We start from the raw sequence: 24,194 nt of genomic DNA on the forward strand, positions 1-24,194 counted from the left end.
TGACTTACCCCCTTTCTGGTTGCTGTTAAGGGATTTTGTCTTGCTAATAATACATCGTACCTGAAAATTTTAGGTCGATTTTTTCTAACATACAAAAATGACAAGACAACAGTATGGTATTAATCGGCTACTCTTTCAATCGTAGGTGCTATTGCTATTGGTGGAATTGACAACGTCCACGCTTTTGCAAATACATTCAACTTTTCACCCAGAACATAATGGTCACCAGCAGATACAGGGACTCTTAAAATTTTGTTTTGAGAAGCTAATTCCCACCAATCATCTTGGTAAGAAAGTGCTTCTTCTTTTGTAGAAGTATTGGCTACAACCATGTATATATCATCAATCGAAATAACGTAGCCAGTGAAAGGCTGTTGCTCCTCCTGCTCAACAGAAGAAATAGAGGAGTTCTGTAAAGAGGATTGAGTTGAATCCGCAAAAGCAGGTGTTACCCCCATTGTGAATCCAAAGCCTAATGCAAGAGTGGTTACTGCCGTTACTAATTTGTTTTTTGAAATTTTCATAATCAAATATCCTCCTTTAAATTTTATCCTTACATAGTAGGGGTTCTATTTCTATGTCGCAAAACCTTTGTATATTCAAATATTTAACAAATTAGTCAAAATTTAGATATAAATCTAAAGCGATCAGGCAAGAGAAAGAGCTGGCGGAAATTGTTACAGAAATCTGATGCTCGGTAGTATGATTTCACACATGAATAATTAGTTAGTGAAGGTACAAAAAGAATAGGCGAAACGAAAAACGTTTGGGAGGAGGAAGGGAGGATTTGCTGGTTCAGTTCTTTTTTATCGGTCTAAAAGCTCATATTGCTACATGGGCTTTTTTTGCCATTTGGGTTAGGATAGTGCCAATTTTAAGGTAAGGTACTTTTTGCACAAAAATGTTCGTAGTGCATGGAATATCCTGATGTAAAAGGGAGGTGTGGAAAGTGAAAGAACATCATGAATTAAAAAGGATATGGGGTCAAATTACAAATACTGAACTTGAACAGTATTCTAGGAAAAATCCCGTAGAAATGAAGAGATCATGTTATATCTACTCTTCATCATCATCTACATTTTGTTGCACATTTATTACTGGAGTAATCAGAGTTACAGGAGCGACCGGAGCCACAGGAGCGACCGGAGCCACAGGAGCGACCGGGGCCACAGGAGCGACCGGGGCGACAGGAGCGACCGGGGCGACAGGAGCGACCGGGGCGACAGGAGCGACCGGAGCCACAGGAGCGACCGGGGCGACAGGAGCGACCGGGGCGACCGGGGCGACAGGAGCGACCGGGGCCACAGGAGCGACCGGGGCCACAGGAGCGACCGGGGCGACAGGAGCGACCGGGGCGACAGGAGCGACCGGGGCGACAGGAGCGACCGGAGCCACAGGAGCGACCGGGGCGACCGGGGCCACAGGAACAACGGGGGCGACAGGAGCGACGGGAGATCCAGGAGCGACCGGGGCGACAGGAGCGACCGGGGCGACAGGAGCGACCGGGGCGACAGGAGCGACCGGAGCCACAGGAGCGACCGGAGCCACCGGAGCGACGGGAGATCCAGGAGCCACAGGAGCCACGGGAGCCACAGGAGCCACAGGAGCCACGGGAGCTACGGGAGCCACCGGAGTCACCGGAGCGACCGGAGCCACGGGAGCCACAGGAGCGACAGGAGCGACAGGAGCGACGGGAGATCCAGGAGCGACCGGAGCCACAGGAGCGACGGGAGCCACAGGAGCGACGGGAGCTACGGGAGCGACAGGAGCGACAGGAGCTACGGGAGCCACAGGAGCTACGGGAGCCACGGGAGCGACAGGAGCGACAGGAGCGACAGGAGCGACGGGAGATCCAGGAGCCACAGGAGCTACGGGAGCTACGGGAGCGACGGGAGCTACGGGAGCCACGGGAGCCACGGGAGCTACGGGAGCTACGGGAGCCACGGGAGCGACGGGAGCCACGGGAGCCACGGGAGCGACGGGAGCGACAGGAGCCACGGGAGCCACGGGAGCTACGGGAGCGACAGGAGCCACGGGAGCTACGGGAGCCACGGGAGCTACGGGAGCTACGGGAGCTACGGGAGCGACGGGAGCTACGGGAGCCACCGGAGGCACCGGAGCCACGGGAGCTACGGGAGCCACAGGAGCGACTGGAGCTACGGGAGCCACCGGCCCAACCGGCCCAACCGGTCCGACCGGCCCAACCGGCCCAACCGGCCCAAACTTAACAGTCTTGGGTGGATATGCTGCTCAAGCTCCACAAACAGTAGCCGCTGGGGCTCTAATAAGCTTTGCTGATCCGTCGACAACCAGTATTTTTGTTAATACAGCACCAAATGCAGCAGTGGATGGAATCGTTATACAAATACCAGGACAGTATTTTGCTATAGCGAACATTGACATTTCCCCAGTACAAGCAGGTTCACCAGTAATTATTGGAATTGCATTAAATGGCAATACAACTGAAACCTTAGCTTCAGCGATATATGTAAATCCAGCAGGTCAAGAACTTACAACATTTGGTTTCACTGGCCCGCTAGTAGCAGGAGATTTTCTGCAAGTATTCAATTTAAGTGCAGTACCGATTTTGATAGGAAGTCCGGCATTAGGACCAGCAGCACGGTTTAATGTATTTAGACTTGGACCATAAAAAAATGAGTTACCTATCTTATCATACAAACAAACTGCACTATTAAGCGCTCTTAGGCTGTCGAGGAAACTCGACAGCTTTTATACGTTTTCATAGGGTATGAACGGAGAGAACAGTGAAAAGCACATCACTGTGAAAACTGGTTCCCGTTTGATGATAAGAACGCTAAAGGCAGGACTTTCATGAACTGATACGCTGTAAAACGGATAAAAAACGAAAAGTCCCCCATCGCTTTTGATGATAACAAATGAACTAATAAGAAATGAAATACCTGTAGGAAACAAATCAACCACAAAATTTGCCAGTAAACTGACGGATGGTCTTTTGCTATATTTCGGATGATTTATGGCAATCTTATCACATGCGGAATAGACTGAAATAAAAAGCGATAGTGGAGGGAAAGAAATAAATGGCTTCAAAGTCAGATGATTCCCTTTCAGCGGAGGATTTAGGGATAATAGCTGCTGTAATTGTTCTTATTGGAGACCTTGTAGCTCTCTATAGTTTACTGAAAGCAAAACAGGAGAAAAAATGAAAAGCCTTTATTTTTATTTGGAAGGCCATGCATATCTACAAGGACTTTTATACCGAAATATTTAGGTTCTCTTTAAAGATTTAACGAAGGTTGCAGTAAAGTGCTATTCAACACCAGATTTAAGGTCTCCGATAAACTCCTGGTTGTTGTTTTTGTTGGATCATTCCGTTAGACAGCCCTTATTGTGGTATAAAAATACATTCATTACATCTGGTTGTATCTTTATAATTAATTCCATTACTCTTTATTCTTTTTACTGATAGCTCCATATCTACAAACCTTATCATCCATTAATTAAATTTTTTAAAACAAACCTATTTTATTAATATAGTCAATTATTACTATTCTGTTCAGCATCCTTTATAAGGAAAGCCGGTTCTACTATCTAATGTAGTAAAACCGGTAATTTTTGCTTGTATGGAGTCTGATAGTAAAACTGCGTGATAAGATCCAATATAAGTAAAGACTTAAAAACTTGTACAGAGCAAAGCGGGGGCTTAGTCTATGATGAATAAATCAATAGATTTGCATTAAACTTGAGTGGTATTGTGCTATAATCACCTTCCATATTTGGTTGGAATAAGTTGACTGCTAGCAATGTTCCGCAGGCTTCATAGTCGAAGCGGATGCTCACATGTAAGCCTTTCTTCCCCTTGTATTCACCCTGGCGTGCATAGATTTCGTGCACAAATGGAAAACCGTTGTTGTCTGAGAGGACAGACAATCGGAGCTTCAAGGGATCCAGTTACAATGAAGTATTCAAGATTACTGCCAACTTTGCCCCTTTCAGATTGGAAGTTATGACGCTAATGCTATGCTTTGAAATATGTAAATGCAAGTGAAAACAGCCACCCGCGATTGAATGGCTGCTTGATAATGCTTTCGACTATAATAAAGCTCCAGTAAAGGTGATCCCTCCAATTATTGCTGTTGCCAGACCTATTTACCCGAAAATAAAAACCGAATGATAAAAGAAGAAGAAGTATTCAAAAGCTTGTTTAGAGAGCTGAATAATAAAGCACGTTAAATTACACAAATAAGGCTTTAAAGGGATACTTACAGAAGGGAATAGTGGATAAAAGTATGCATGCTACTCGAATGTTCTACCTATTACAAAAAACATCTGATCATATAGATAACCTCAAGGGGTGAATGAAATTACCCTGATAGATGTTCTGGGCACAGAAACAGATGAGGTAGTAGATGCAGTGCAACTGAAGCTGGAAAGCAACAAGATTTATCAACATATTCATATTTTAGATGAACGTGAAAAAGAGGTCATCATCGGTCGTTTTGGCCTTGATCAAGACAAGGAAAAAACACAACGGGAAATAGCGCGTGAATTGGGTATTTCTCGCTCATATGTATCTCGTATTGAAAAAAGAGCATTGATGAAGCTGTTTCATGAGTTTTATCGAACGAAACAGACGCAGGGCGGGAGATGATTTGATCATGGGGGAGTACAAGAGACACATCAATCGAACACTCCCCCAAAAATTACATCATTGATCCGTACCTTTGTTATCTAAATGCTTAGAACCAATACATAGAAAAGTTCAAGTATTGAAACTTTTTTTATTGATGGTTTACTTAACGTATAAGGAAAAGAACATAAGGGATGTGGCATATGATTACGAATCTTCATGTAAGCGACGAAGAAATAGCTAAAAAAATTCTTAACGTACAAATTCCTGCATATAAAATAGAGGCAGAGATCATTCATTTTTACGGAATTCCTCAATTAAAAGACACAGTTGAAACCATTCGGACATGCAATGAAAATTTTTTAGGCTATATGATTGAGCAGGAATTGGCAGGGGTTATTTCTTATACGGCGGATCAAAATCATATTGAGATCTGTCGATTAGTGGTTCACCCCTACCATTTTCGAAAAGGCATAGCCAGAAGCTTGGTGGGTTATGTAATAGAGAATGTAGCCAAAGGAAAGAAAATAACGGTTAGTACTGGGGCAAAGAATATTCCGGCGAAAAAACTCTATTCGATGTTTGGATTTATAGAAGTAAAAGACATTGAAGTTGCCCCTAATGTCTTTATTACATTATTGGAAAAATAGACAAATACGTAATAATCATGGATCATGATGAACGTATGAAATCTCGTTCGAGAGGAACCTACGACTATTTCATGGGCTAGTCTTGGTCAGTCTGAAAATCTTGTAACTGTGATGTGTAGATAAAGATGTTAAAGGTCATTACATTTACTTTAGGATGATTGGAGAAAAAGTGATATAATTTGATTATTCAGTCATTTATCCAATAATAAGGAAGTGTTCAGAATGCCTGTTCAAACATTCAAAGCAACTTCGCATTTACAGGATGGAATGGTCGTTAAGGCTCGTTCCAGAAATTTTGAGTTGACCATTGATGAACCAAAAAGCTTAGGTGGGACTGATACCGGGATGAATCCTGTAGAAGTGGTGCTTTCCGCATTAGGTGCCTGCCAATCTATCGTTGCTAGAGTATATGCCAAAAAATTTGACATTCGTCTTGATGATTTTTGGGTAGAGGTAGAAGGTGATCTTGATACAGATGGTTTCATGAATAAATCTGATGTTCGTCGTGGATATTCTGAGATCAGGTACACATTTCATGTCAAAACAGATGCTCCAAAAGAACGAGTAGAATCATTCGTAGAATTTTTAGAGCAAACTTGTCCAGTTGGAGATACAATTGCTAATCCGGTGAATCTAAAATTAAACGGAATTATTATTGAATCCTGATCTATAAGATACGTAAATGATATTAGCGGTTGTAAAGCACCTCTTGCAGGTGCTTTTTCATTTTTATAAAATATAACGATAGGATTATATCCATACGGGAATCGACTTATTTTTAGGATGCAATTCTTCTGAATAGTAAGAAGATATTGCATGTAACAAAAGAAATTACAATTAGGTTTACTTTTGATAGTAGATTAAAATAAAATAGAATATAAACTTTCAATTAAATACTTCGATGAGGAGTGTGGTTACTTAATGAATGTTTACACCGAACCTCCTAAAAGATGCCCAGTTTGTAAGAACCAAAAGCTTCACAAAACCGAAAGCCGCATTCAGGTATTCGATGATATTGTAGACGGAGAGCCAAGAAAAATAGAGGTAAAACGTCAAAGGTACAGATGTCCGAATTGTCTGACTAAGATGTGGGACAAGGTTCACGGAGCATGCTCATATCGAAGGAAAACGTACACATTTATGGAAAGAGAGCAAAATATCCGCAAAGAAAAAAACATTAGATAACATAATTGTATGTTGAGAAAGAAGATATTCTGGACTACTCGATGGCTTTAAGATCACTCTCTACGTATATAGACAGGTGTACCGATTGGCACAAGTTTGGCAAGGGCCTCTACGTCACGATTATACATACGAATACATCCGCGTGATACATATTTTCCGATGGAGGCTGGATTGTTGGTGCCGTGGATTCCATAGTGAGGTTTGCTTAGACCCAGCCAATATGTACCAAACACACTTAGGGGACCGCCTGGGTAAGAATTCGGATAAGGGACTTTGCTAATAATGGTAAAATTCCCGCGCGGTGTAGCTGTAGCGATTTTGCCTAAAGCTACCGGGTATGATCGAACAAGCCGGTTTCCATTGAATAGATATAATTTTCGCTTGGATATGGAAACATGAATGTGATAAGCCAAAAGACATCACCCTCTACATTAAGCGTCATTACATCTTATGCGTAAGAAGTGAAAGGGTAACAAATCCTTGTGTCTGATTAAGGAGTAGCCCCTGCCAAGACAGGGTTTGGTTCGCGGTATGAACGAGAAATAGGGTAAGCTTATGAAAGCTTGCCCTATTTCAGAGTCTATTTATGAGGAGTGATTTGTTTTCTTCGATGCATCTAGCTGTGTGACATAAGCAGCTTTACCTGCACCTAGACCCACGAGTAGCTGTAGGAAGATAACTACAATAATCCCCAGGAGAGAAGGATTCCACTCCTTCGTGACATCGTGTAAAAATCCAAACAAAATAGGACCGCAAGCTGCCAGTGCATAACCTATTGACTGGGCCATACCAGATAGCTCAGCTGATACCATAACATTGGGAGCGCGAAGAGCAAACATAGTGAGAGCCAGACTGATACTTCCGCCCTGCCCTAATCCAATAAACATAATCCATAGAAACAGCAAAGCATTATTACCTGAAAGAAGCCCAGTAAAGCCAATCATGCCAAGCAGAGAAACGAGAGCCGCCAGACCACTCTGACTCCTACTGCGACCAGCTATCATTGGAACAATAAAGCTAACTGGTAAACTGACAAATTGCATGAGAGACAAAATCCATCCTGCTGATTCGGCACTATAGCCACGATCGATTAAGATAGCCGGTAACCATGAAATGCTTACGTAAAAAGCTAATGACTGCAAGCCCATAAAGAGTGTGACCTGCCACGCAAGGGGACAACGCCAAATGCTTTTTATAGACGCTTTATTTATTGATGATTTTTTTGGAATATGCAGAGATTGAAGCTGAGGAATCCATATCAATGTAGCTGCAAGGCTCAGAAAGACCACACTTAATAGCGAGGCCCTCCACCCAAACTCTAGTCCGTGTGCAATCGGTACACTAAGTCCAGATGCTAGTGCCGCGAAGATACCCATTGATAGAGAATAAGCGCCAGTCATAATTCCAATGTTATGAGCGAAATCACGTTTGATTAGGCTAGGTAACAAGACGTTTCCGACTGCGATTGCTGCCCCAATCAAAGCTGTACCGACAAATAGAAAAATAGTTGAAGGAAAGTAGCGTAAGAGAATGCCTAGGCTAAGTACAAGTAGCCCAATAAATAAAGTTTTTTCCATACCAAATCGACGGGCTAGTTTTGGGGTAACAGGAGATAAGACTGCAAAAGCAATTAAAGGCAGGGTAGTTAACATTCCAGCAGTTGTCCCAGATAGACCTGTTGTATTACGGATATCGCCAATCAGAGGGCCAACTGATGTTATGGCAGCACGGAGATTGGCGGCAATTAAAATAATTCCGAGAACGGTAAGGATTGTCCGAAATTTGGACTTATGCGCATGGATACGATTCGACTTATATGGCTGCGTATTCATTTTTTCCTGTCTCCTTCCCAAGCATATAGGATCTGCTGTGGTCTAGTTATAGATGAGCAGACGATTGCCTCCGTGGCGTCTGTTCTGGCTGTTTCATTGCTTCAATTAAAATGTTACTGATGAGCTAGAGTGGGTGATTTAGTCAATGATGCCAGTTACCGTACAAGTTAACGCAAAATGTCTTTTTTTGTACAATTCCTTCTAAAAAGCATACAGTCAATCATGGGATGATAGTATAATGTAGATGGTACCATATAATGGATATTCGCTCAAAGAGAAAGGTTCTTACATGTGTAAGCCATTTTTTTTAGTGCTTCAAAAAAATATAAAAAAATTTTATTTCACTATTGCTAAATAAATTTACATCAGGTATAATAGATTTTGTTGAGAGATTATTACCAACATTTACTACACGGAGGGATACCGAAGTGGTCATAACGGGGCGGTCTTGAAAACCGTTAGGCGGCAACGTCACGGGGGTTCGAATCCCTCTCCCTCCGCCATACTTTATAGAAAAGCCGATGAAGAAAAATCATCGGCTTTTTTGTGTGTTTTATATGGTAAGTGTCTGTCATGCAGCGGGAAGCATTTAGGGCTGGATCTGACGATAAAAATAGGTGACGGCGACCGTTCCTGCCAGAATCACTAAACTCTCAGATTTAAAGAAAAAAGGGTAAAAAGCTGCTTGCGATTACCAGAAATGTCTCCCAGAACAAATACTCACCCATCTACATAGCATGATGAGCATAAAGACAAGAAAGAGATAATGAGTATTTTGATGCTCCTGACACAGATCAAGAAATTGGTGCTTGGTTGGATCTGCATCATCAGAGGGAGAAATAGAAAAGTTGAGGATAATACCAGCTTTATATATAACAAAACGCTCCCTTGCTAAATAAAAGGGAGCGTTTCATTGGTCATATGCTGTTGACAACATGTTGTGGATCACCTGCCATATCTATTGCAAAGAAGATAGCTTCTTATACTGCTCGAACGTGATAAAAGGAGAACATAATTTTGGTCGCTAGGGCTTTTGATTTTTCAATAGCCAATACCTTTGCTTTGCGAGCGGCGTCCAACATGCTGTTCGCTTCAACACGTTCTTCCCATCTGTTCGTTTTTGTTTCGAACAAAAATGTGTACGTCCTCATTACTCTTTCAACTCCTATTTATATTCTTACTTGTTTATACGATGCAGAAACAAATAAGTTTCAAAAAGTTTGGTAATGCAAGAGGTTTTCTACTTCCTATTATGATCCAAAATAAGGAAAAAGATAGGAGGTAATTGTTAATTATTTTTGAACATTTAGAAAAAATATCATGAATGGTAAAAGGGAGATAACTAGGTGTGATAATAAAAACAGCACGAACTATTCTATTCCAAAAAAAGAAAAAGGATACCATTTACGACCTGATTTTTTAAAAAAGGCAAAAAAGATAATCGAACCTCGCCATCTGCCGTTTCGCTTCATGTGCTTTGAAATAAGATAAGGTAGGAGGTGAAATCAATGAGTCACGAGCTTATTGTTGACCCGCGGGTCTTTCCTCCGACTTCGCAGCCGTCTTATAAAAGTTATAGTGATTGGGCGATAGAATGGTGGCAATGGGCTTTTTCCATTCCAAAGGCTATTCATCCATTATTGGACCTAACTGGCGACTACTCAGAAGTGTATCAAATGAAACAACACGAAAGACCCGTTTGGTTTTTGGCTGGAAGTTACAGTGGACGCCCGGCGGTTCGTACATGTACGATTCCACATACAAAGCCGATCTTTTTCCCCGTATGTAGTGCAGTCAGTAATGACATTTTTTTACCCAAAATAACAGGAATGCCTCTAGATTTACCCGGTGGTGCAAAATATCTAGCAGACCATATTGTAGAAGCAAACGTCATTTTGGATGGATATCCAATTAAAACGGAAGTGTATCGTGTTTCTTCTCCAATTTTCCCCATTCAGCTACCTTATGATAATCTTCTTGACATAGAGGTTCCTGTTGGCGCATGTAAAAAGGCTAACGCAGCTACCGATGGTTTTTGGCTCATGCTAAAACCATTAAGAATGGGAGTTCATCAATTACAAATACGTGGTAAAATGAAGCTTCCTGATACGCCAGAACCATATGTGACAGAGGTAACATACGAATTGCTAGTTCAATAGGGAGAATAACAACAGTAAAAATGGGTGAGAAACTGACCCATTTTTGTCTTACATAAAACAGTCAAAAACAAGGGAGATTCCCCAAACTGTCAGTGAAGTTTTATTGGCTGGATTATCCTATGCTATACTAGCGAAAAGCATACGTAGCGCTGGAAACATCGCGTACCTTAAGACAATCACCTATAATGAAAAAAGGGAGTTGAGCTAATGAAAATACGCTCCATTGAACCAACACCAAGCCCTAATACCATGAAGCTGACGTTAGATGAACAGCTTCCGAATGGTGTTCAACATAATTTTACCCAAAAAACAAAAGGACAGGCCCCGCAGTATATCCAAAAGCTGTTAGCTATTGAAGGAGTGAAAGGGGTTTTTCAGGTTGTAGACTTTATTGCATTAGAACGATTGTCAAATGCAGCTTGGCAACCAATACTAGCAGAAGCTAAAGAGATATTGGGTGCTGAAGAAATGAGTAGCAATGATTGGGCTCATAATCAGGAAGAGGCACCCGCCTTTGGAGAATTACAAGTATATGTGCAAATGTTTAGAGACATTCCTATGCAGGTAAAGGTTATTGCAAATGGAGAGGAAACCCGTACGGGACTTCCAGAACGGTTTGCAAAAATGGCCATGCAGGCCGGAGTTAGTTCCCCGAACTTAATTACAGAGCGTCAATGGGTTGAACAGGGCGCAAGATATGGAAATGCAAAGGAAGTCGGTGAGGAAGTAGCGCAGGAATTGGATGCTGCTTATGACGAGGCGCGTCTGCAAGCGTTACTGCAAGTAGCATTAGCTCAAGGGGGGCAACAGGAGCTGCCAAAACCACGACCGCCGCAAAAAGTGACGATAGAAATGTTTACCGATCCTGATTGGCGTAAACGCTATGCGGTTTTAGAGCGAATGGAGCCAACGGAAGAAGACCTTCCTCTTATGAAAAAAGCATTGGAGGATGAGAAAGCGTCTATACGTCGCTTAGCTGTTGTTTATTTAGGGATGATCGGGACAGAAGAAGTTCTTCCTTTGTTGTATCTAGCCTTACGGGATGCTTCTCCTTCCGTTAGAAGAACTGCAGGTGACACCTTATCTGACTTAGGAAATCCTAAAGCGATCCCAGCTATGATCGAAGCTTTGCGTGATTCAAATAAATTGGTTCGTTGGCGTGCTGCTCGTTTTCTATATGAAGTAGGCGACGAATCAGCCTTGCCGGCTCTACACCAAGCTGAAGAGGATAGGGAGTTTGAAATTAGCTTGCAAATTAAATTAGCTATTGAACGAATCGAGGGTGGAGAAGAAGCAAGCGGGACAGTGTGGCAACAAATGACGAACCGCTCTAGAGAGTAGAGGATGGAGATCATATGGGGAAAAAAGGGTTAGCAATCGGGCATAAAGCTCCAGAATTTGAACTGGAATCCACCGAAGGAACGATCAGGCTAGATCAATATGCGGGTAAGCCCTTGCTTCTCTTATTTATTCGGGGAACCTGGTGTCCAAATTGTCGTAAACAGTTGGAAGCCTTACAGACTGCCTGTACTCGTTTTGATAAGCTAGGTGTGCCGATTGTTATTATTGCGGGTCAAAAATTACAAAATCTGATTCAGTATGCCGAAAGCACCAATATGCCATTTCCCTTGCTCTCAGATTCAACTCGTGAAGTAATAAAAGCGTATGAGGTGTTTACTCCAATCAAATGGGATTCTTTTCGGATTGCTGTTCCGAGTGCGTATTTATTGGACAAGGAGCAGGTTATCCGCTATGCCTATATCGGTAGTTCTCAGTTTGACAGACCAGGCATAGAGGAATTGCTAGAGGAAGTGCAAAGACTTATAGCAGAGCCATAGCAAGCCTCAAGCATAAGTAGAAAAATCGGTAGTAGTAAAAGGCGTTTGTGTTGTTACGGACGTCTTTTTGTGTTGAAATAAGTTTAATCTTTTACACGTTGAATCAATCAAAGACCATTTTACCTAGCTTAACAATAGTTGTATTTAGCGATATTCTTCACTAATTAAATGACTAGCTGGATAGGAAAGATTGTTTTTCTTTATGCATAAATTATTCACCCGTAGAAAGTTACTCGATATAGATTCCTCATTGGCCGCCAGCCTTTTCCGTCATTTCCAGCATCTGTGCTTTAAGTGATCTTATCATGAAAATCTCACCGCCGTTTGATTACATTTGTATATACATGAATAAACGAATCCACTATAATAGTAAAAAGTTTTCACTGAGGGCATGAGCCAAAAAGCGCATAGGGCAAGGAAATATACCGTTGATGGTATGAATGATTATGCAAAAATTCGATTTCTTCATCTAATGGAAAAGTGCTTTTCCTTGTGAACCTTGTGAAGAAAGATCGAAGTGATTTTTTGTTATTTGAATAATGAGGAGTGTAAACCGATGAAGCGATTTCCCGTCCGTTCCCTCTGCACGATCCTACTTCTGTCTTCCATGCTAGCGGGATGTGGTGTAGTTAGTACAAACAGTTCCGATTCAACTTCTAAACCTGAAACGACAGCAAATGCTGGGACGAAGGAACAGAAATTACGCCTCAATATTAAGACTGAACCGCCAACTGCTGACCCAGGTTTAGCACAGGACGCAATTTCAATGGCTGTTGCCCGCTCCGCCTTTGATGGCTTGTTCCGGTTGGGCGAGGATGGCAAGCTGCATGAATCAGTAGCAGAGAGCTACACGATTTCAGATGATTTGAAAACCTATACATTCAAATTGCGCAACTCTTCATGGTCAAATGGCGATGCGGTTACTGCTAAGGATTTTGAATATGCTTGGAAACGTGTCTTAGATCCGAAAACAGGCTCTGAGTATGCCTACCAGCTTTATTATATTAAAAATGGTCAAAAGGCTAATGCCAAAGAGGTAACACTGGATCAAGTAGGTGTAAAAGCGCTTGATGATAAGACTCTGGAGGTAAAGCTGGAAAATCCAACTCCATTCTTCCTGGAGTTACTGTCCTCCGTGACCTACTATCCAGTCAATCAAAAGGTGGTAGAGGCTAATGAGAAATGGGCAAATAATGCGTCCACACTAGTTGGAAACGGTCCATTTATTATGAAAGAATGGCAGCATAAATCTAAGATTACATTTGAAAAGAATCCTGCCTATTGGGATAAAGAAAATGTAAAACTGGAAAAGTTAGAGTTTAACATGATTGAGGATTCTACAACAGAATTAAGCATGTATGATAACAATGAACTAGATTGGTCTGGTTCTCCACTGGGAGATATTCCGTCTGATGCGATTGGTGCATTGAAAGATAAATTGCATACCCAAGCGACAGCGGGTACGTACTGGTATGTATTTAACACCAAAAAAGCTCCATTTAACAATAAAAAAATACGTCAAGCATTTGCCTATGCGATCAATCGTCAGGCACTAATTGATAACATTGTCCAAACCGGTGGAACAGCGGCACTTGGTATCTTGCCTCCATCGATGTCACTAAACCCTAATGGTTATTTTACAGATAATAATATCGCAAAAGCGAAACAACTGTTGGCTGAAGGCTTAAGAGAAGAGAAGCTGACAAAATTACCGGAAATCGAGCTTTTGTATAATACGGATGAGTTACATGCAAAGCTTGCGCAAGCTATTCAGGATCAATGGCGCAAAACCTTGAACGTAGAAGTGAAACTGAAAAACATGGAGTTAAAAGTAGTGCGCGAAGCGATGAAGGAAGGCTCCTTCCAAATTGCACGTGCTAGTTGGATTGGTGATTTTAATGATCCCATTAATTTCTTGGAGGTATTTAAAGCAGAAGGTGGCAGCAACAAGTCAGGTTGGTCTAACCCAACATATACCGAGCTTTTAGCCAAGTCTTCAGCGGAAGGCAATCAGGAGAAACGCAGGGAGCTGTTAAAACAAGCTGATTCGATGCTCATGAATGAAATGCCAGTCACTCCGATCTACTATTACACATATAAATGGTTACAAAAGGATGACGTGAAAGGCGTAGTCATCGACGCACTAGGCTTTGTCGATTATAAATACGCCCGCCGCGAGTAGAAAGGGAGCGAGAGGCTTGCGTCCGGTTATCGGAATCGCTAGTTCCAAAATGTATGTTTCAGACAATCGGGTGGATCATTTTTTCTACACGAGTCATTGTTACGTGGAAGGGATTATCAGAAGCGGAGGAATACCGCTTCTTTTGCCGTTAATACACGAAGAAGTCTATCCAATTGATGAGATGCTTGAGGCTGTGGACGCTGTGCTTTTGACTGGTGGCGTTGACCCTGCCCCTCATCTCTATGGAGAAGCTCCTCATCAGCGGCTTGGTGAAGTAGACTACGAACGTGACCAAGCCGAGCTTCGACTAATCCGTACTGTAATACGTACACGTAAGCCGATGCTTGGAATATGCAGAGGGGCACAAATGATAGCGGTAACAGTCGGGGGCAGCCTGATTCAGGATATCGAGAGTGCATATCCAAACGCGTTGCAACATCAGCAAATCGGTTCAAAGCAGTACGGCTCTCACTACATTCAGGTGTCAGATGGCTTTTTAAAGGGGGCCTTACGATCTGAAACAGTTTTAGTCAATAGCTCTCATCATCAGGCTGTTAAAACATTGCCTGCAGGTTATCGTGTGACGGCTGTGGCTCCTGACGGGGTGGTTGAAGGCTTTGAAAGCGAAGATGGTCGTACAATTGCAGTCCAATGGCATCCTGAACGCATGTGGATGCATGACGAACAAATGCTAGGGATTTGTAAGGCGTTTGTACAGCTAGTGAACCAGCACACAGATTAATAAGGAAAACGAAAGCGTGTGAACAAGGAATGAGGACTCCTTTGTTTACGCGCTTTTTTGCTAACGATAAAGCGTAACATTAGGGGGAAGTTTGTTAGATTCTATGCACAAATCGACTAATTTTGGGCAATCTAAAAAAAACATTTGACAAAAGGTTTAGTTGTAACTAAAATAGTTACAAGAAGAGCGGTTGTCCAATGACTTGATCTGATCTGATTTATTCAAATGAGCACCGTGTTTGATATTTTAATTCCTAAATAAGGAGGCCTATCATATGAAAATCGCTATTATTGGAGCAACAGGAAGAGCAGGAAAATTGATCATGCAAGAGGCATTGCAAAGAGGTCATGAAGTGACAGCTATTGTACGCGATGCATCCAAGCTTGATCAAAATCAAAAGGTAGCTGTACTGCAAAAAGATATATTTGACCTAACTACTCAGGATTTAAATAAATTTGATGTTGTTGTTAATTCCTTTGGTGCAAAACCAGGAGAAGAACATTTACATGTAGAAGCAGGAAATGTTTTGATTGAAGCGCTAAAAAATGCTCCACAAACAAAGTTATTTGTAGTTGGAGGAGCGGGAAGCTTGTTTGTAGATGAAGCAAAAACTGTTCGTCTATTTGAAACACCGGAATTCCCGAAAGAATATTTGGCTACAGCAACAAATCAAGGTAAAAATCTAGAAATTCTAAAGCAATCCAATCTGCCTCAATGGACTTTCTTGAGCCCATCTGCAATGTTTGAACCAGGTGAGCGCACAGGGCGTTATCAAAAAGGGGAAGACAATTTATTGGTAAATGCAAAAGGTGAAAGCTCTATTAGCATGGAGGATTATGCAATCGCAGTACTTGACGAGCTTGAAAATCCACAATTTGTAAACAAACGTTTCACTGTTGCGTCTGTATAACTTGACGCCAATAGGGCAATGTTTTGAGTAGCATTATTTTTTCTAACAACAGGGAGGTATCTACCATGGCAAAAGATTTCTACACAGCAGTTGAAGGAAGACGTTCTATTTATGGTATCAGCAAAGAAGTGAGCATCTCAGATGATAAAATCAAAGAAATCATCGAATTTGCTCTAAAGCATACACCGTCTTCATTTAATTCCCAAACAGCTCGCATTGTGCTTCTATTAGGAGAACAACATGATAAATTGTGGAATTTGACAGAAGCAGCTTTGCGTAAGGTAGTTGGGGATAACAACTTTGCTCCAACTGAAGAAAAAATGAAATCTTTCCGTAATGGTTACGGAACAGTACTTTTCTTTGAAGACCAACAAGTAGTAGAGCAATTGCAAAAGGATTTTGCGCTTTATAAAGATAACTTCCCAATTTGGTCTCAACAATCTTCTGGTATGCATCAATTTGTTATCTGGACTGCTCTTGAAATGGAAGGCTTAGGAGCTACCTTGCAACATTACAATCCATTAATTGATGAAGACGTTAGAAAAGAGTGGAATGTTCCAGCTCATTGGAAACTAATTGCGCAAATGCCATTTGGTCAACCAACAATGGCTCCTAAGGAAAAAGAATACAAACCACTAGATGAGCGTTTTAAAACATTTAAATAAGCAACACAGCAACATGTAAGACTTGTAGGATTTCCTTGATCGTAATGAACAGTGTAGTGGAGAAAAACTGAAAAATAGATAAATTGGAGCTACCTAACCTTGTGGGTAGCTCATTTTTTTGTCTGCATACTTATCTCTATTCCCATCCACCTGACATCGCGTTATAATGAACAAATCTTTTAGAATGAATCGATGTCAATGGAGTAAAGAAGGGTGAATGTGAACACAGAAACAAACAAATACCAACATCAAACTCTATTTCAAATTACGTGGCCGATTTTTTTTGAACTAGCGCTACATATGGGGATGGGGATTATTGCAACTCTGATGCTGAGTCATTATTCCGATGACGCAGCTACAGGTGTAGGCGTGGCAAATCAGCTCTTAAATATTTTTATTTTAATTTTTAACGTGACGTCAATTGGTGCGACTATTTTGATTGGTCAAAGACTTGGAGCTAATCAATTCGATCAAGCAAGACAGCTAGCACGGTCTGCATTTGGCTTAAATTTTTGGTTTGGAATGGCTGTTGCTGTAATTGTGGTAATATTTGGAAAACAATTTCTTAGTCTTTTTGAGCTTGAAGGAGATGTTCTTGCCTATGGACTTTTGTTTGTACAAATTTGTGGGGCGTCCTTGTTTTTAGAATCAATTGCTTTAGCTTTAAGCGCTGTGCTTCGCAGTCACGGATATACGAAGGACTCTTTAATGGTTACCCTGTTGATGGACATGATCAGTGTAGGCGGTAATATTATCGCGATTACAGGCATTTTTGGATTGCCTATTACGGGAGTGACTGGCGTAGCTTGGGCAATGGTGGTCGCACGTGCCTTTGCAGTGGGTGCTTTGTTATATTTGGTTTTTCGTCAGCTTGCTTTACGTATTCAAGCTAAAGATATCTTCATTGTGAGAAAAAAGGATATCCAAGGACTTTTATCCATTGGGATTCCTTCGGCTGGTGAAAATTTGTCCTATCAGCTTTCACAAGTAATCATTACAGGATTTATTGCGATGATGGGAACTGCATCGCTGGCAGCACGTGTCTATGTCTTGAATATTTCTATGGTCTGCTACCTGTTTACACTAGCAATTGCACAAGGTACACAGTTGCTGGTGGCCCGCTATATTGGTGGAAAACAATACGACAAGGCCTTACGCCGAGGGATGCGTACTTTAAAAATTTCAATGTGCGCTTCATTTGCCACGACACTGATTATTGCATTATTAGGCTCGCCGATTTTACAAATGTTTACGACTGACCCAGCTATTATTGCTGTAGCCCTTCCTGTTTTGTGGGTTATGGTCATTACCGAAACAGGCAGAGCGATGAACATTGTTTTAATGGGTTCGTTAAAGTCGGCTGGTGATGTTCGGTTTCCAGTAATTATCGGCATTTTTGCAATGTGGGGGATTGCGGTAGTCTTTAGCTATACGCTTGGTATCTATTTTGGACTTGGTTTGCTTGGGGTATGGATTGCACAAGGAATGGATGAATGGTTCCGCGGGTGCTTTGCTATGCGTAGATGGGTAAACAAACCCTGGGATACCACTCAAAATGTAAATAGGTCAACGAAGTGAATTGAATCGTTACACCCAGTGTTCTATAATAACAATAGAATCAGATGAGAATATATGTTTGGATGAAGCGGCTATGAAAAAATTTATTCATGTGGACATCGATGCATTTTATGCTAGCGTAGAACAACTGGATCATCCGGAATGGCGGAATCAGCCTGTCATTGTGGGAGGTACCGGTAATCGGGGCGTAGTAGCTACCTGCAGCTACGAGGCCCGTTCGTTTGGTGTGCGTTCTGCTATGCCAGTTGCTCTTGCACGAAAAAAATGTCCACAGGGGATTTTTGTTCCATGCCGCTTCGCTCGTTATCATGAAAAATCCGAGGAAATTAGACGGATTTATACCGAGTATGCAGAATTGTATCAGCCCATCGGACTAGATGAAGCTTACTTAGATGTGTCTCATTATGAAAACGCAGTTCCCATTGCCAAAGAGTTGAAAAGACGCATTAAACAAGAAACGGGCCTTACCTGTAGTATCGGTTTATCCTACAATATGTCTCTTGCCAAAATCGCCAGTGATTTGAAAAAACCAGATGCTTTTGTCATTATTCGTGCAGAAAATGCTTTGGATGTTCTGGCTCCGTTACCAATTAGTGTTTTACATGGTGTAGGTAGAAAATCGCAGGAGGTTTTATCTAAAAAGGGGATTGAGACTGTTCGAGATTTGTGGGAGCTGTCTGTAGAGGACATGGTTCAACTATTTGGCAAGTGGGGACATGCGCTATACGGGCGTGCACGCGGAATTGATGAACGAGAAATTGAAATGGATCGTCCTGTTAAATCAATTAGCAGAGAAACCACACTTGTGTACGATTTGCAGGAACGTGACCGAATTGCTGAAATTGCCCGTGAATTACTTGCTCATATAAAAGAAGAAGCAGAGCAAGAGGGGGTACATCCTCAAACCCTCACGTTGAAAGTAAGATTAACTGACTTCACAACAAAAACTAAACAGCGTAAAGTAATGTCAGGAACATCCTGGGAGGAATGGTTAGAATTTTTATTGGATGAATTTGATTTCTCACGCGGCGTTAGGTTGATTGGTGTCGGCTTTTCTAATTTTCTGCGGGAAGACGAACAGAAGGAAAGATTTGAACAGCTTAGTATTTTTTCACTCCCCGCCTGGAAAGAAGGAATGTAACATGAGTAAGACTATCGTTTATTATGATGAGCATTGCAATATGTGCTGTTTTATTCGTGAACGGTTAACTAGTTTATTGTTACCTGGGAAAAAGCATCAGATAGAGTGGCGTCATTACGCGGAAGCGCCTGCTTGTGATTTACAGGATAAAGCATGCGGAGAAGCAATGGAGGTTCTTCTTCCCTCAGGAGAACGTCTGCGAGCATTTTATGCAGTGAGAAAATTGCTCGCACTTACTTATTTTTGTTGGTTATCCCCGTTTTTTTATTTGCCAGGTGCTGCTTATTTTGGTGAAAAAACATATGCTTGGGTTGCCCGAAATCGATATCATTGGTTTGGAAGAACAGAGGAATGAACGCGATGACAGATACGAATCGGTTTCATTGCTGTGCGACGTGTCAGCATTTTTGCGTGCACAAGGGCGGTCAGGGTGCTAAAACCACATACACCTGTGGGAGGCTCGGGTATGAGACGAAGCCATCCTATCGTTTTAATTGTTGGCGGCCAACAGAGCGGGTTTGCAAATTAATTGAAAAAGAGAACCTTTCTTTATAGCAGATTTGATTTTGTTTTGCAACAAGCCTTCCAAATATGGTATAGTTAGTCCCGATATCTCGTTCGTGGTGCATGCAAAACCAGTGAACGGTGAACGGGAGGTACGGGCAATTGCTTTTACAGAAGTTAACCCCAAATGAGTATGTGGAATCCATCTTTTCCATTAATATAGATGAACTCCGAAAACGTAATATCAAAGCAGTGATTACTGATTTGGATAACACGTTAGTTGGATGGGATACACCTGATGCTACTCCAGAGGTAATGAATTGGTTTAAGCGTTTGGATGAAGCAGGAATTCAAGTGACGGTTGTATCCAATAATAATAAGGCACGGGTTTTACACTTTTGTGAACCCTTGCAATGCCACTATATTCCGGCTGCGCGAAAACCTACCAATCAAGCGTTTAAACGTGCGATTGAAATTATGAAAGTTCGCATTGAGGAGACAGTAGTTATTGGAGATCAATTGTTTACAGATGTGTTGGGCGGCAACCTTTTAGGGTTTCATACTATTTTGGTTGTTCCAGTTAAAAATTCAGATGGTTTTTTTACGCGATTTAATCGGAAAATGGAACGACTTGCCCTGCACTGGATGAGCAAGAAAGGAATGATTTCGTGGTACAACAACAAGAAGTAAATCAGGACTTCGAGGGCCCGGTTAGCTGTGCGGGTTGTGGAGTTGAAATACAGACAGAAAATAAAGCGAAGCCAGGCTATGCACCAGCTTCTGCATTGAAGCGTGAAGTAGTGATTTGTCAGCGTTGTTTTCGCATTAAACACTATAATGAAGTAGCGCCTGTAGAAATGCATGATGATGATTTTCTCCGTATTTTAAATGGAATTGGTTCCACAAAATGCTTAGTGGTTATGGTAGTTGATTTATTTGACTTCCAGGGCTCCTGGCTACGGGGATTGCCTCGCTTTGTCGGACAAAATCCAATTCTGCTGGTCGGAAATAAAGTAGATTTATTACCTCGCAATATTAATCTTAATCGTGTGAAAAACTGGATTCAGCATGAAGCGAAAGAACGTGGTTTAAAGCCAAATGAAGTGGTTCTCGTGAGTGCGCAAAAAGGAATAGGTATTGATGAGCTGCTTGCTCGAATAGGAGAATTCCGCAAAGGACGAGATGTTTATATTGTAGGGGTAACGAATGTTGGTAAATCCACGCTGATTAATCGGATTTTACACGATTACGGTGCAGCGGACATGGAAATCACCACCTCGCCCTTCCCAGGAACTACCTTAGATAAGATCGAAATTCCTCTAGAGGATGGACGTTCTATATTTGATACACCTGGTATTATTAATCGTGATCAGATCGGTCATCTTGTGTCACCTGAGGATTTACGCAAACTTACTCCGAAATCACGGATTAATCCGCGCGTTTTCCAATTAAACGATAAACAGACGTTGTTCTTCGGTGGATTGGCTCGCGTTGACTATGTAAGGGGGGAACGTCAGCCATTTGCTTGCTACTTGGCTAATGACCTGTACATTCACCGTACAAAATTAGATAATGCGGAAGAAGTGTTGGCGAAGCATCATGGGGAGATGCTTGCCCCGCCTTCAGGAGAAGCGGCTAAAGCGTTATTGCCATTTACCCGCTATACGCTAAAAATTGATTCAAATGTACCTACTGATATCGTTATTGCTGGGCTTGGCTGGATTGCGCTTCAGGGAAAAGTAAAAGGGGTCGTAGAAGTACATGTGCCTAAGGGTGTAAGTGTCGGATTACGAAAAGGCTTAATTTAACCAAGTCTGTGTCGATCACTTGAACAACAAGCAAGCCCCTTCTTTGCGGAGGGGCTTTTCTAACTTACTTGGGGGAGGGGTCTTCCTGTTACATAGTAAAACGACAATGGTTGGGCTGTTTGGACGTCCTGTAGGACATTCCTTATCTCCAGTGATGCATAATACGGCTTTTGAACAAAAACAATTGCCATTTGCTTATGCAGCTTTCGAAGTTAATGATGATCAGATTAAAGAAGCGGTCGAGGCTATTCGAGCTTTAGGCATGCGAGGCGCTAACGTCACCATACCGCATAAAGTAGCCGTTATTCCGTATTTGGATAAAATTGATCCCTTGGCAGAACGGATTGGAGCCGTTAATACTATTGTAAATGAAGATGGCACCCTGATTGGATATAATACGGATGGGACAGGGTATGTTCGCTCGTTATTAGAAGAAACAGGGATTGATTTAACAGAGCAGACGGTTGCGCTGCTAGGTGCTGGCGGTGCCGCTCGCGCAGTTGCATGTACATTGGTGGAACGTGGAGTAAAGGAAATTCGGATTGTTAATCGCTCGCTTGAGCGTGCAGAATTATTGGCGATGGCACTGGGTTCACAAATCCCTATACGTGTATATTCATTTTCTCAAGCGGAGCAAGCGATTCTAGATAGCACTCTTTTAATCAATACGACTTCTATTGGAATGTACCCTCATATCCATGAAATGCCTGTAGATAGGAAATGCTTACGGCCTGATTTAATCGTAAGCGATTTAATCTATAATCCATTAGAAACACAATTGTTACAGTGTGCCAAAGAAATCGGAGCAACCCATCACTCAGGTCTTGGCATGTTTATAAATCAAGGGGCGCTGGCTTACGAACTGTGGACTGGTGAAGCGGCGCCTACTGACAAAATGAGAGAAATAGTGTTGCAGCATTTGCAACAAGGAGGAAATTAAATGCTAACTGGTAAACAAAAACGTTATTTGCGCTCTATGGCCCACCACCTTACGCCTATTTTTCAAGTAGGGAAGGGCGGAGTAAATGAAAATATGGTAAAGCAGATTCAAGAGGCTCTAGAGGTACGCGAGCTCATCAAAGTCTCCATTTTGCAAAATAATATGGATGACAAGCATGCAGTGGCAGAAGATTTGGCAACTGGAGCAGGTGCGGAAATGGTACAATTAATCGGTCATACCGTTGTTTTGTACAAAGAGTCAAAAGAAAATAAAACGATCGTGCTGCCATAGGGACTAAAGAAGGCATATGAAACGTATTGGAATAATGGGTGGCACATTTGATCCAATTCATAATGCACATTTATTAATCGCCGAGCAGGCGAGAGAGCAGGCAAAGCTTGATGAGGTTTGGTTTATGCCTGCTCATATTCCACCCCATAAACAAAAGAAAAAAAGTGTAGCAAACGCTATTCACCGAGCAGAAATGGTACAACTAGCAATACGTAATCGTCCGCAGTTTCGGATTACGACGGTAGAGTTGGATCGAGAAGGTCCTTCTTACACTGTTGACACGATGCAACAATTAGTTACGTTACATCCTACTTACGAGTTCTCATTTATTATTGGAGGAGACATGGTAGAGATGCTACCACAGTGGCATGGCATAGAAGATTTGGTAAAGCTGGTACGTTTTATTGGATTTCATCGTCCACACTTCGCACCACAGCCTTCGAAATGGACCACCTATGTGGATTTTATCGAGATTCCGCTTTGGGACCTTTCTTCTACGTATGTCCGCGAACAGATCCAGATTGGAAAAAGTATTCGCTATCTTGTTCCTTCAGCGGTGGAATGCTATATAAAGGAGAGCGGGTTATATGGAGCAGATCCAACATAGAGAAGCCTTGCTTAATCAGGTTAGAGCTCAAATGCATGAAAAGCGTTACCAGCATACCTTAGGCGTAGCAGAATCAGCCAAAAAGCTGGCCGTTCGTTACGGAGCAGATCCGATAAAAGCTGAGTTGGCGGGACTGCTGCATGATTACTGCAAATGCTGGGAAATTTCTCGGCTGCGAGATTACCTTCTTCGTTATGATTTGCCTCAGGATCTGCTTTCTGGGGATAAAGAATTATGGCATTCTTTTGTAGGAGCGATTGTGGTGCAACAGGAGCTACAGATACAGGATGCTGAGATATTGCAAGCGATTCGTTATCATACGACAGGCCGTGAGAACATGTCCTTGCTGGAGAAAGTTGTTTGTCTGGCTGATTACATTGAACCCAATCGCAATTATCCTGGTGTAGAGGATATTAGAGGCCTGGCAGAGCAAGATTTGAATCAGGCGTTAGCACTTGCCCTCGGAGGAACAATACGTTTTTTAATTGAAAAAAAACAGCGGGTATATCCGCTCACTTTGCTTGCTTATAATGATCTTGTAATAGAATGAGGA

General features: G+C 42.0%; 24 protein-coding genes, 1 tRNA gene and 1 pseudogene. 22 read left to right on the forward strand and 4 right to left on the reverse strand.

What is annotated here, in order from left to right; genetic code table 11:
* Positions 1-119 precede the first annotated feature (119 nt).
* Entirely contained in the window at positions 120-524 is a 405-nt protein-coding gene (locus tag QZ995_RS12730; protein WP_301807340.1) for a DUF3221 domain-containing protein, read from the reverse strand.
* Positions 525-949: 425 nt separating this feature from the next.
* On the opposite strand from QZ995_RS12730, the gene QZ995_RS12735 reads away from it, so the two are divergent.
* The 5 genes and pseudogenes from QZ995_RS12735 (at position 950) to QZ995_RS12755 (ending at position 5,925) form a co-directional block, all read left to right on the forward strand.
* Positions 950-2,650 (forward strand): hypothetical protein, encoded by a 1,701-nt coding sequence (locus QZ995_RS12735; protein ID WP_301807341.1) that lies wholly within the window; start codon positions 950-952, stop codon positions 2,648-2,650.
* A 409-nt stretch (positions 2,651-3,059) separates the two neighbouring features.
* A complete protein-coding gene (locus QZ995_RS12740) occupies positions 3,060-3,185 on the forward strand; it encodes a hypothetical protein (protein ID WP_301807343.1) in 126 nt (41 codons plus the stop codon).
* Between the two features lie 1,151 nt (positions 3,186-4,336).
* Positions 4,337-4,630, forward strand: a pseudogene (locus tag QZ995_RS12745) (sigma-70 family RNA polymerase sigma factor); the annotation flags it as partial.
* A gap of 182 nt (positions 4,631-4,812) precedes the next feature.
* The gene (locus QZ995_RS12750; RefSeq protein ID WP_301807346.1) at positions 4,813-5,259 is read left to right on the forward strand and encodes a GNAT family N-acetyltransferase; all 447 of its coding nucleotides are present in this window, start codon (positions 4,813-4,815) and stop codon (positions 5,257-5,259) included.
* Positions 5,260-5,481: 222 nt separating this feature from the next.
* Complete coding sequence (locus QZ995_RS12755; RefSeq protein WP_301807348.1) at positions 5,482-5,925, forward strand: OsmC family protein; 444 nt, start codon at positions 5,482-5,484, stop codon at positions 5,923-5,925.
* Between the two features lie 572 nt (positions 5,926-6,497).
* Here QZ995_RS12755 and QZ995_RS12760 read toward each other — a convergent pair.
* Together QZ995_RS12760 and QZ995_RS12765 are read right to left on the reverse strand one after the other, a co-directional pair.
* Positions 6,498-6,857, reverse strand: a complete 360-nt coding sequence (locus tag QZ995_RS12760; protein WP_301807352.1) for a L,D-transpeptidase — start codon at positions 6,855-6,857, stop codon at positions 6,498-6,500.
* A gap of 171 nt (positions 6,858-7,028) precedes the next feature.
* Positions 7,029-8,276 (reverse strand): CynX/NimT family MFS transporter, encoded by a 1,248-nt coding sequence (locus QZ995_RS12765; protein ID WP_301807355.1) that lies wholly within the window; start codon positions 8,274-8,276, stop codon positions 7,029-7,031.
* A 414-nt stretch (positions 8,277-8,690) separates the two neighbouring features.
* Here QZ995_RS12765 and QZ995_RS12770 point away from each other — a divergent pair.
* A tRNA-Ser gene (locus tag QZ995_RS12770) sits at positions 8,691-8,779 on the forward strand.
* 477 nt (positions 8,780-9,256) lie between these two features.
* On the opposite strand, the gene QZ995_RS12775 is transcribed toward QZ995_RS12770, so the two are convergent.
* Positions 9,257-9,427 carry a hypothetical protein gene (locus QZ995_RS12775; protein ID WP_003343153.1) on the reverse strand — a complete coding sequence of 57 codons (171 nt, stop codon included), beginning with the start codon at positions 9,425-9,427 and terminating at the stop codon, positions 9,257-9,259.
* Between the two features lie 357 nt (positions 9,428-9,784).
* Between QZ995_RS12775 and QZ995_RS12780 the strand changes: the two genes are divergently transcribed.
* The 16 genes from QZ995_RS12780 (at position 9,785) to yqeK (ending at position 24,191) form a co-directional block, all read left to right on the forward strand.
* Positions 9,785-10,435: a hypothetical protein gene (locus QZ995_RS12780; RefSeq protein ID WP_301807359.1), complete on the forward strand. Its 651-nt coding sequence runs from the start codon at positions 9,785-9,787 to the stop codon at positions 10,433-10,435.
* Positions 10,436-10,642: 207 nt separating this feature from the next.
* A complete protein-coding gene (locus QZ995_RS12785; protein WP_301807361.1) occupies positions 10,643-11,776 on the forward strand; it encodes a virulence factor in 1,134 nt (377 codons plus the stop codon).
* Between the two features lie 14 nt (positions 11,777-11,790).
* Complete coding sequence (locus QZ995_RS12790) at positions 11,791-12,273, forward strand: peroxiredoxin family protein (RefSeq protein WP_301807363.1); 483 nt, start codon at positions 11,791-11,793, stop codon at positions 12,271-12,273.
* 556 nt (positions 12,274-12,829) lie between these two features.
* The gene (locus QZ995_RS12795; protein WP_301807366.1) at positions 12,830-14,455 is read left to right on the forward strand and encodes a peptide ABC transporter substrate-binding protein; all 1,626 of its coding nucleotides are present in this window, start codon (positions 12,830-12,832) and stop codon (positions 14,453-14,455) included.
* 16 nt (positions 14,456-14,471) lie between these two features.
* The gene (locus QZ995_RS12800) at positions 14,472-15,197 is read left to right on the forward strand and encodes a gamma-glutamyl-gamma-aminobutyrate hydrolase family protein (protein WP_301807369.1); all 726 of its coding nucleotides are present in this window, start codon (positions 14,472-14,474) and stop codon (positions 15,195-15,197) included.
* A 274-nt stretch (positions 15,198-15,471) separates the two neighbouring features.
* Positions 15,472-16,107, forward strand: coding sequence for an NAD(P)-dependent oxidoreductase (locus QZ995_RS12805; RefSeq protein WP_064018392.1), 636 nt, complete (start codon positions 15,472-15,474; stop codon positions 16,105-16,107).
* Between the two features lie 65 nt (positions 16,108-16,172).
* A complete protein-coding gene (locus QZ995_RS12810; protein ID WP_031414030.1) occupies positions 16,173-16,772 on the forward strand; it encodes a nitroreductase family protein in 600 nt (199 codons plus the stop codon).
* A gap of 219 nt (positions 16,773-16,991) precedes the next feature.
* On the forward strand, positions 16,992-18,350 hold the full coding sequence (locus QZ995_RS12815) for an MATE family efflux transporter (protein WP_301807518.1): 1,359 nt from the start codon (positions 16,992-16,994) through the stop codon (positions 18,348-18,350).
* Between the two features lie 73 nt (positions 18,351-18,423).
* On the forward strand, positions 18,424-19,491 hold the full coding sequence (dinB, locus tag QZ995_RS12820) for a DNA polymerase IV (RefSeq protein WP_301807372.1): 1,068 nt from the start codon (positions 18,424-18,426) through the stop codon (positions 19,489-19,491).
* Between the two features lies 1 nt (position 19,492).
* Entirely contained in the window at positions 19,493-19,846 is a 354-nt protein-coding gene (locus QZ995_RS12825) for a thiol-disulfide oxidoreductase DCC family protein (protein ID WP_301807375.1), read from the forward strand.
* Between the two features lie 311 nt (positions 19,847-20,157).
* Positions 20,158-20,685, forward strand: coding sequence for a YqeG family HAD IIIA-type phosphatase (locus tag QZ995_RS12835; protein WP_301807376.1), 528 nt, complete (start codon positions 20,158-20,160; stop codon positions 20,683-20,685).
* Positions 20,664-21,803, forward strand: a complete 1,140-nt coding sequence (yqeH, locus tag QZ995_RS12840; protein WP_301807379.1) for a ribosome biogenesis GTPase YqeH — start codon at positions 20,664-20,666, stop codon at positions 21,801-21,803. Before QZ995_RS12835 ends, yqeH begins: the two co-directional genes overlap by 22 nt.
* An 85-nt stretch (positions 21,804-21,888) precedes the next feature.
* Entirely contained in the window at positions 21,889-22,743 is an 855-nt protein-coding gene (locus QZ995_RS12845; protein ID WP_301807524.1) for a shikimate dehydrogenase, read from the forward strand.
* On the forward strand, positions 22,744-23,034 hold the full coding sequence (gene yhbY, locus QZ995_RS12850; RefSeq protein ID WP_003338267.1) for a ribosome assembly RNA-binding protein YhbY: 291 nt from the start codon (positions 22,744-22,746) through the stop codon (positions 23,032-23,034).
* Positions 23,035-23,050: 16 nt separating this feature from the next.
* Positions 23,051-23,641, forward strand: coding sequence for a nicotinate-nucleotide adenylyltransferase (locus QZ995_RS12855; RefSeq protein WP_301807383.1), 591 nt, complete (start codon positions 23,051-23,053; stop codon positions 23,639-23,641).
* Positions 23,622-24,191 (forward strand): bis(5'-nucleosyl)-tetraphosphatase (symmetrical) YqeK, encoded by a 570-nt coding sequence (yqeK, locus tag QZ995_RS12860; protein WP_301807385.1) that lies wholly within the window; start codon positions 23,622-23,624, stop codon positions 24,189-24,191. Before QZ995_RS12855 ends, yqeK begins: the two co-directional genes overlap by 20 nt.
* Positions 24,192-24,194 lie beyond the last annotated feature (3 nt).

The sequence above is a fragment of the Brevibacillus laterosporus genome (assembly GCF_030489605.1).
Classification (GTDB): Bacteria; Bacillota; Bacilli; order Brevibacillales; family Brevibacillaceae; genus Brevibacillus_B; species Brevibacillus_B laterosporus_E.

Bases quoted from the DNA above. Each gene is read 5' to 3' on its own strand.
- QZ995_RS12755 (WP_301807348.1), top strand. From the start codon at position 5,482: ATGCCTGTTCAAACATTCAAAGCAACTTCGCATTTACAGGATGGAATG.
- QZ995_RS12805 (WP_064018392.1), top strand. From the start codon at position 15,472: ATGAAAATCGCTATTATTGGAGCAACAGGAAGAGCAGGAAAATTGATC.
- QZ995_RS12825 (WP_301807375.1), top strand. From the start codon at position 19,493: ATGAGTAAGACTATCGTTTATTATGATGAGCATTGCAATATGTGCTGT.
- QZ995_RS12775 (WP_003343153.1), bottom strand. From the start codon at position 9,427: ATGAGGACGTACACATTTTTGTTCGAAACAAAAACGAACAGATGGGAA.
- QZ995_RS12780 (WP_301807359.1), top strand. From the start codon at position 9,785: ATGAGTCACGAGCTTATTGTTGACCCGCGGGTCTTTCCTCCGACTTCG.
- QZ995_RS12790 (WP_301807363.1), top strand. From the start codon at position 11,791: ATGGGGAAAAAAGGGTTAGCAATCGGGCATAAAGCTCCAGAATTTGAA.
- QZ995_RS12740 (WP_301807343.1), top strand. From the start codon at position 3,060: ATGGCTTCAAAGTCAGATGATTCCCTTTCAGCGGAGGATTTAGGGATA.
- QZ995_RS12785 (WP_301807361.1), top strand. From the start codon at position 10,643: ATGAAAATACGCTCCATTGAACCAACACCAAGCCCTAATACCATGAAG.
- QZ995_RS12810 (WP_031414030.1), top strand. From the start codon at position 16,173: ATGGCAAAAGATTTCTACACAGCAGTTGAAGGAAGACGTTCTATTTAT.
- QZ995_RS12750 (WP_301807346.1), top strand. From the start codon at position 4,813: ATGATTACGAATCTTCATGTAAGCGACGAAGAAATAGCTAAAAAAATT.
- dinB (WP_301807372.1), top strand. From the start codon at position 18,424: ATGAAAAAATTTATTCATGTGGACATCGATGCATTTTATGCTAGCGTA.
- yhbY (WP_003338267.1), top strand. From the start codon at position 22,744: ATGCTAACTGGTAAACAAAAACGTTATTTGCGCTCTATGGCCCACCAC.
- QZ995_RS12795 (WP_301807366.1), top strand. From the start codon at position 12,830: ATGAAGCGATTTCCCGTCCGTTCCCTCTGCACGATCCTACTTCTGTCT.
- yqeK (WP_301807385.1), top strand. From the start codon at position 23,622: ATGGAGCAGATCCAACATAGAGAAGCCTTGCTTAATCAGGTTAGAGCT.
- QZ995_RS12730 (WP_301807340.1), bottom strand. From the start codon at position 524: ATGAAAATTTCAAAAAACAAATTAGTAACGGCAGTAACCACTCTTGCA.
- QZ995_RS12765 (WP_301807355.1), bottom strand. From the start codon at position 8,276: ATGAATACGCAGCCATATAAGTCGAATCGTATCCATGCGCATAAGTCC.
- QZ995_RS12855 (WP_301807383.1), top strand. From the start codon at position 23,051: ATGAAACGTATTGGAATAATGGGTGGCACATTTGATCCAATTCATAAT.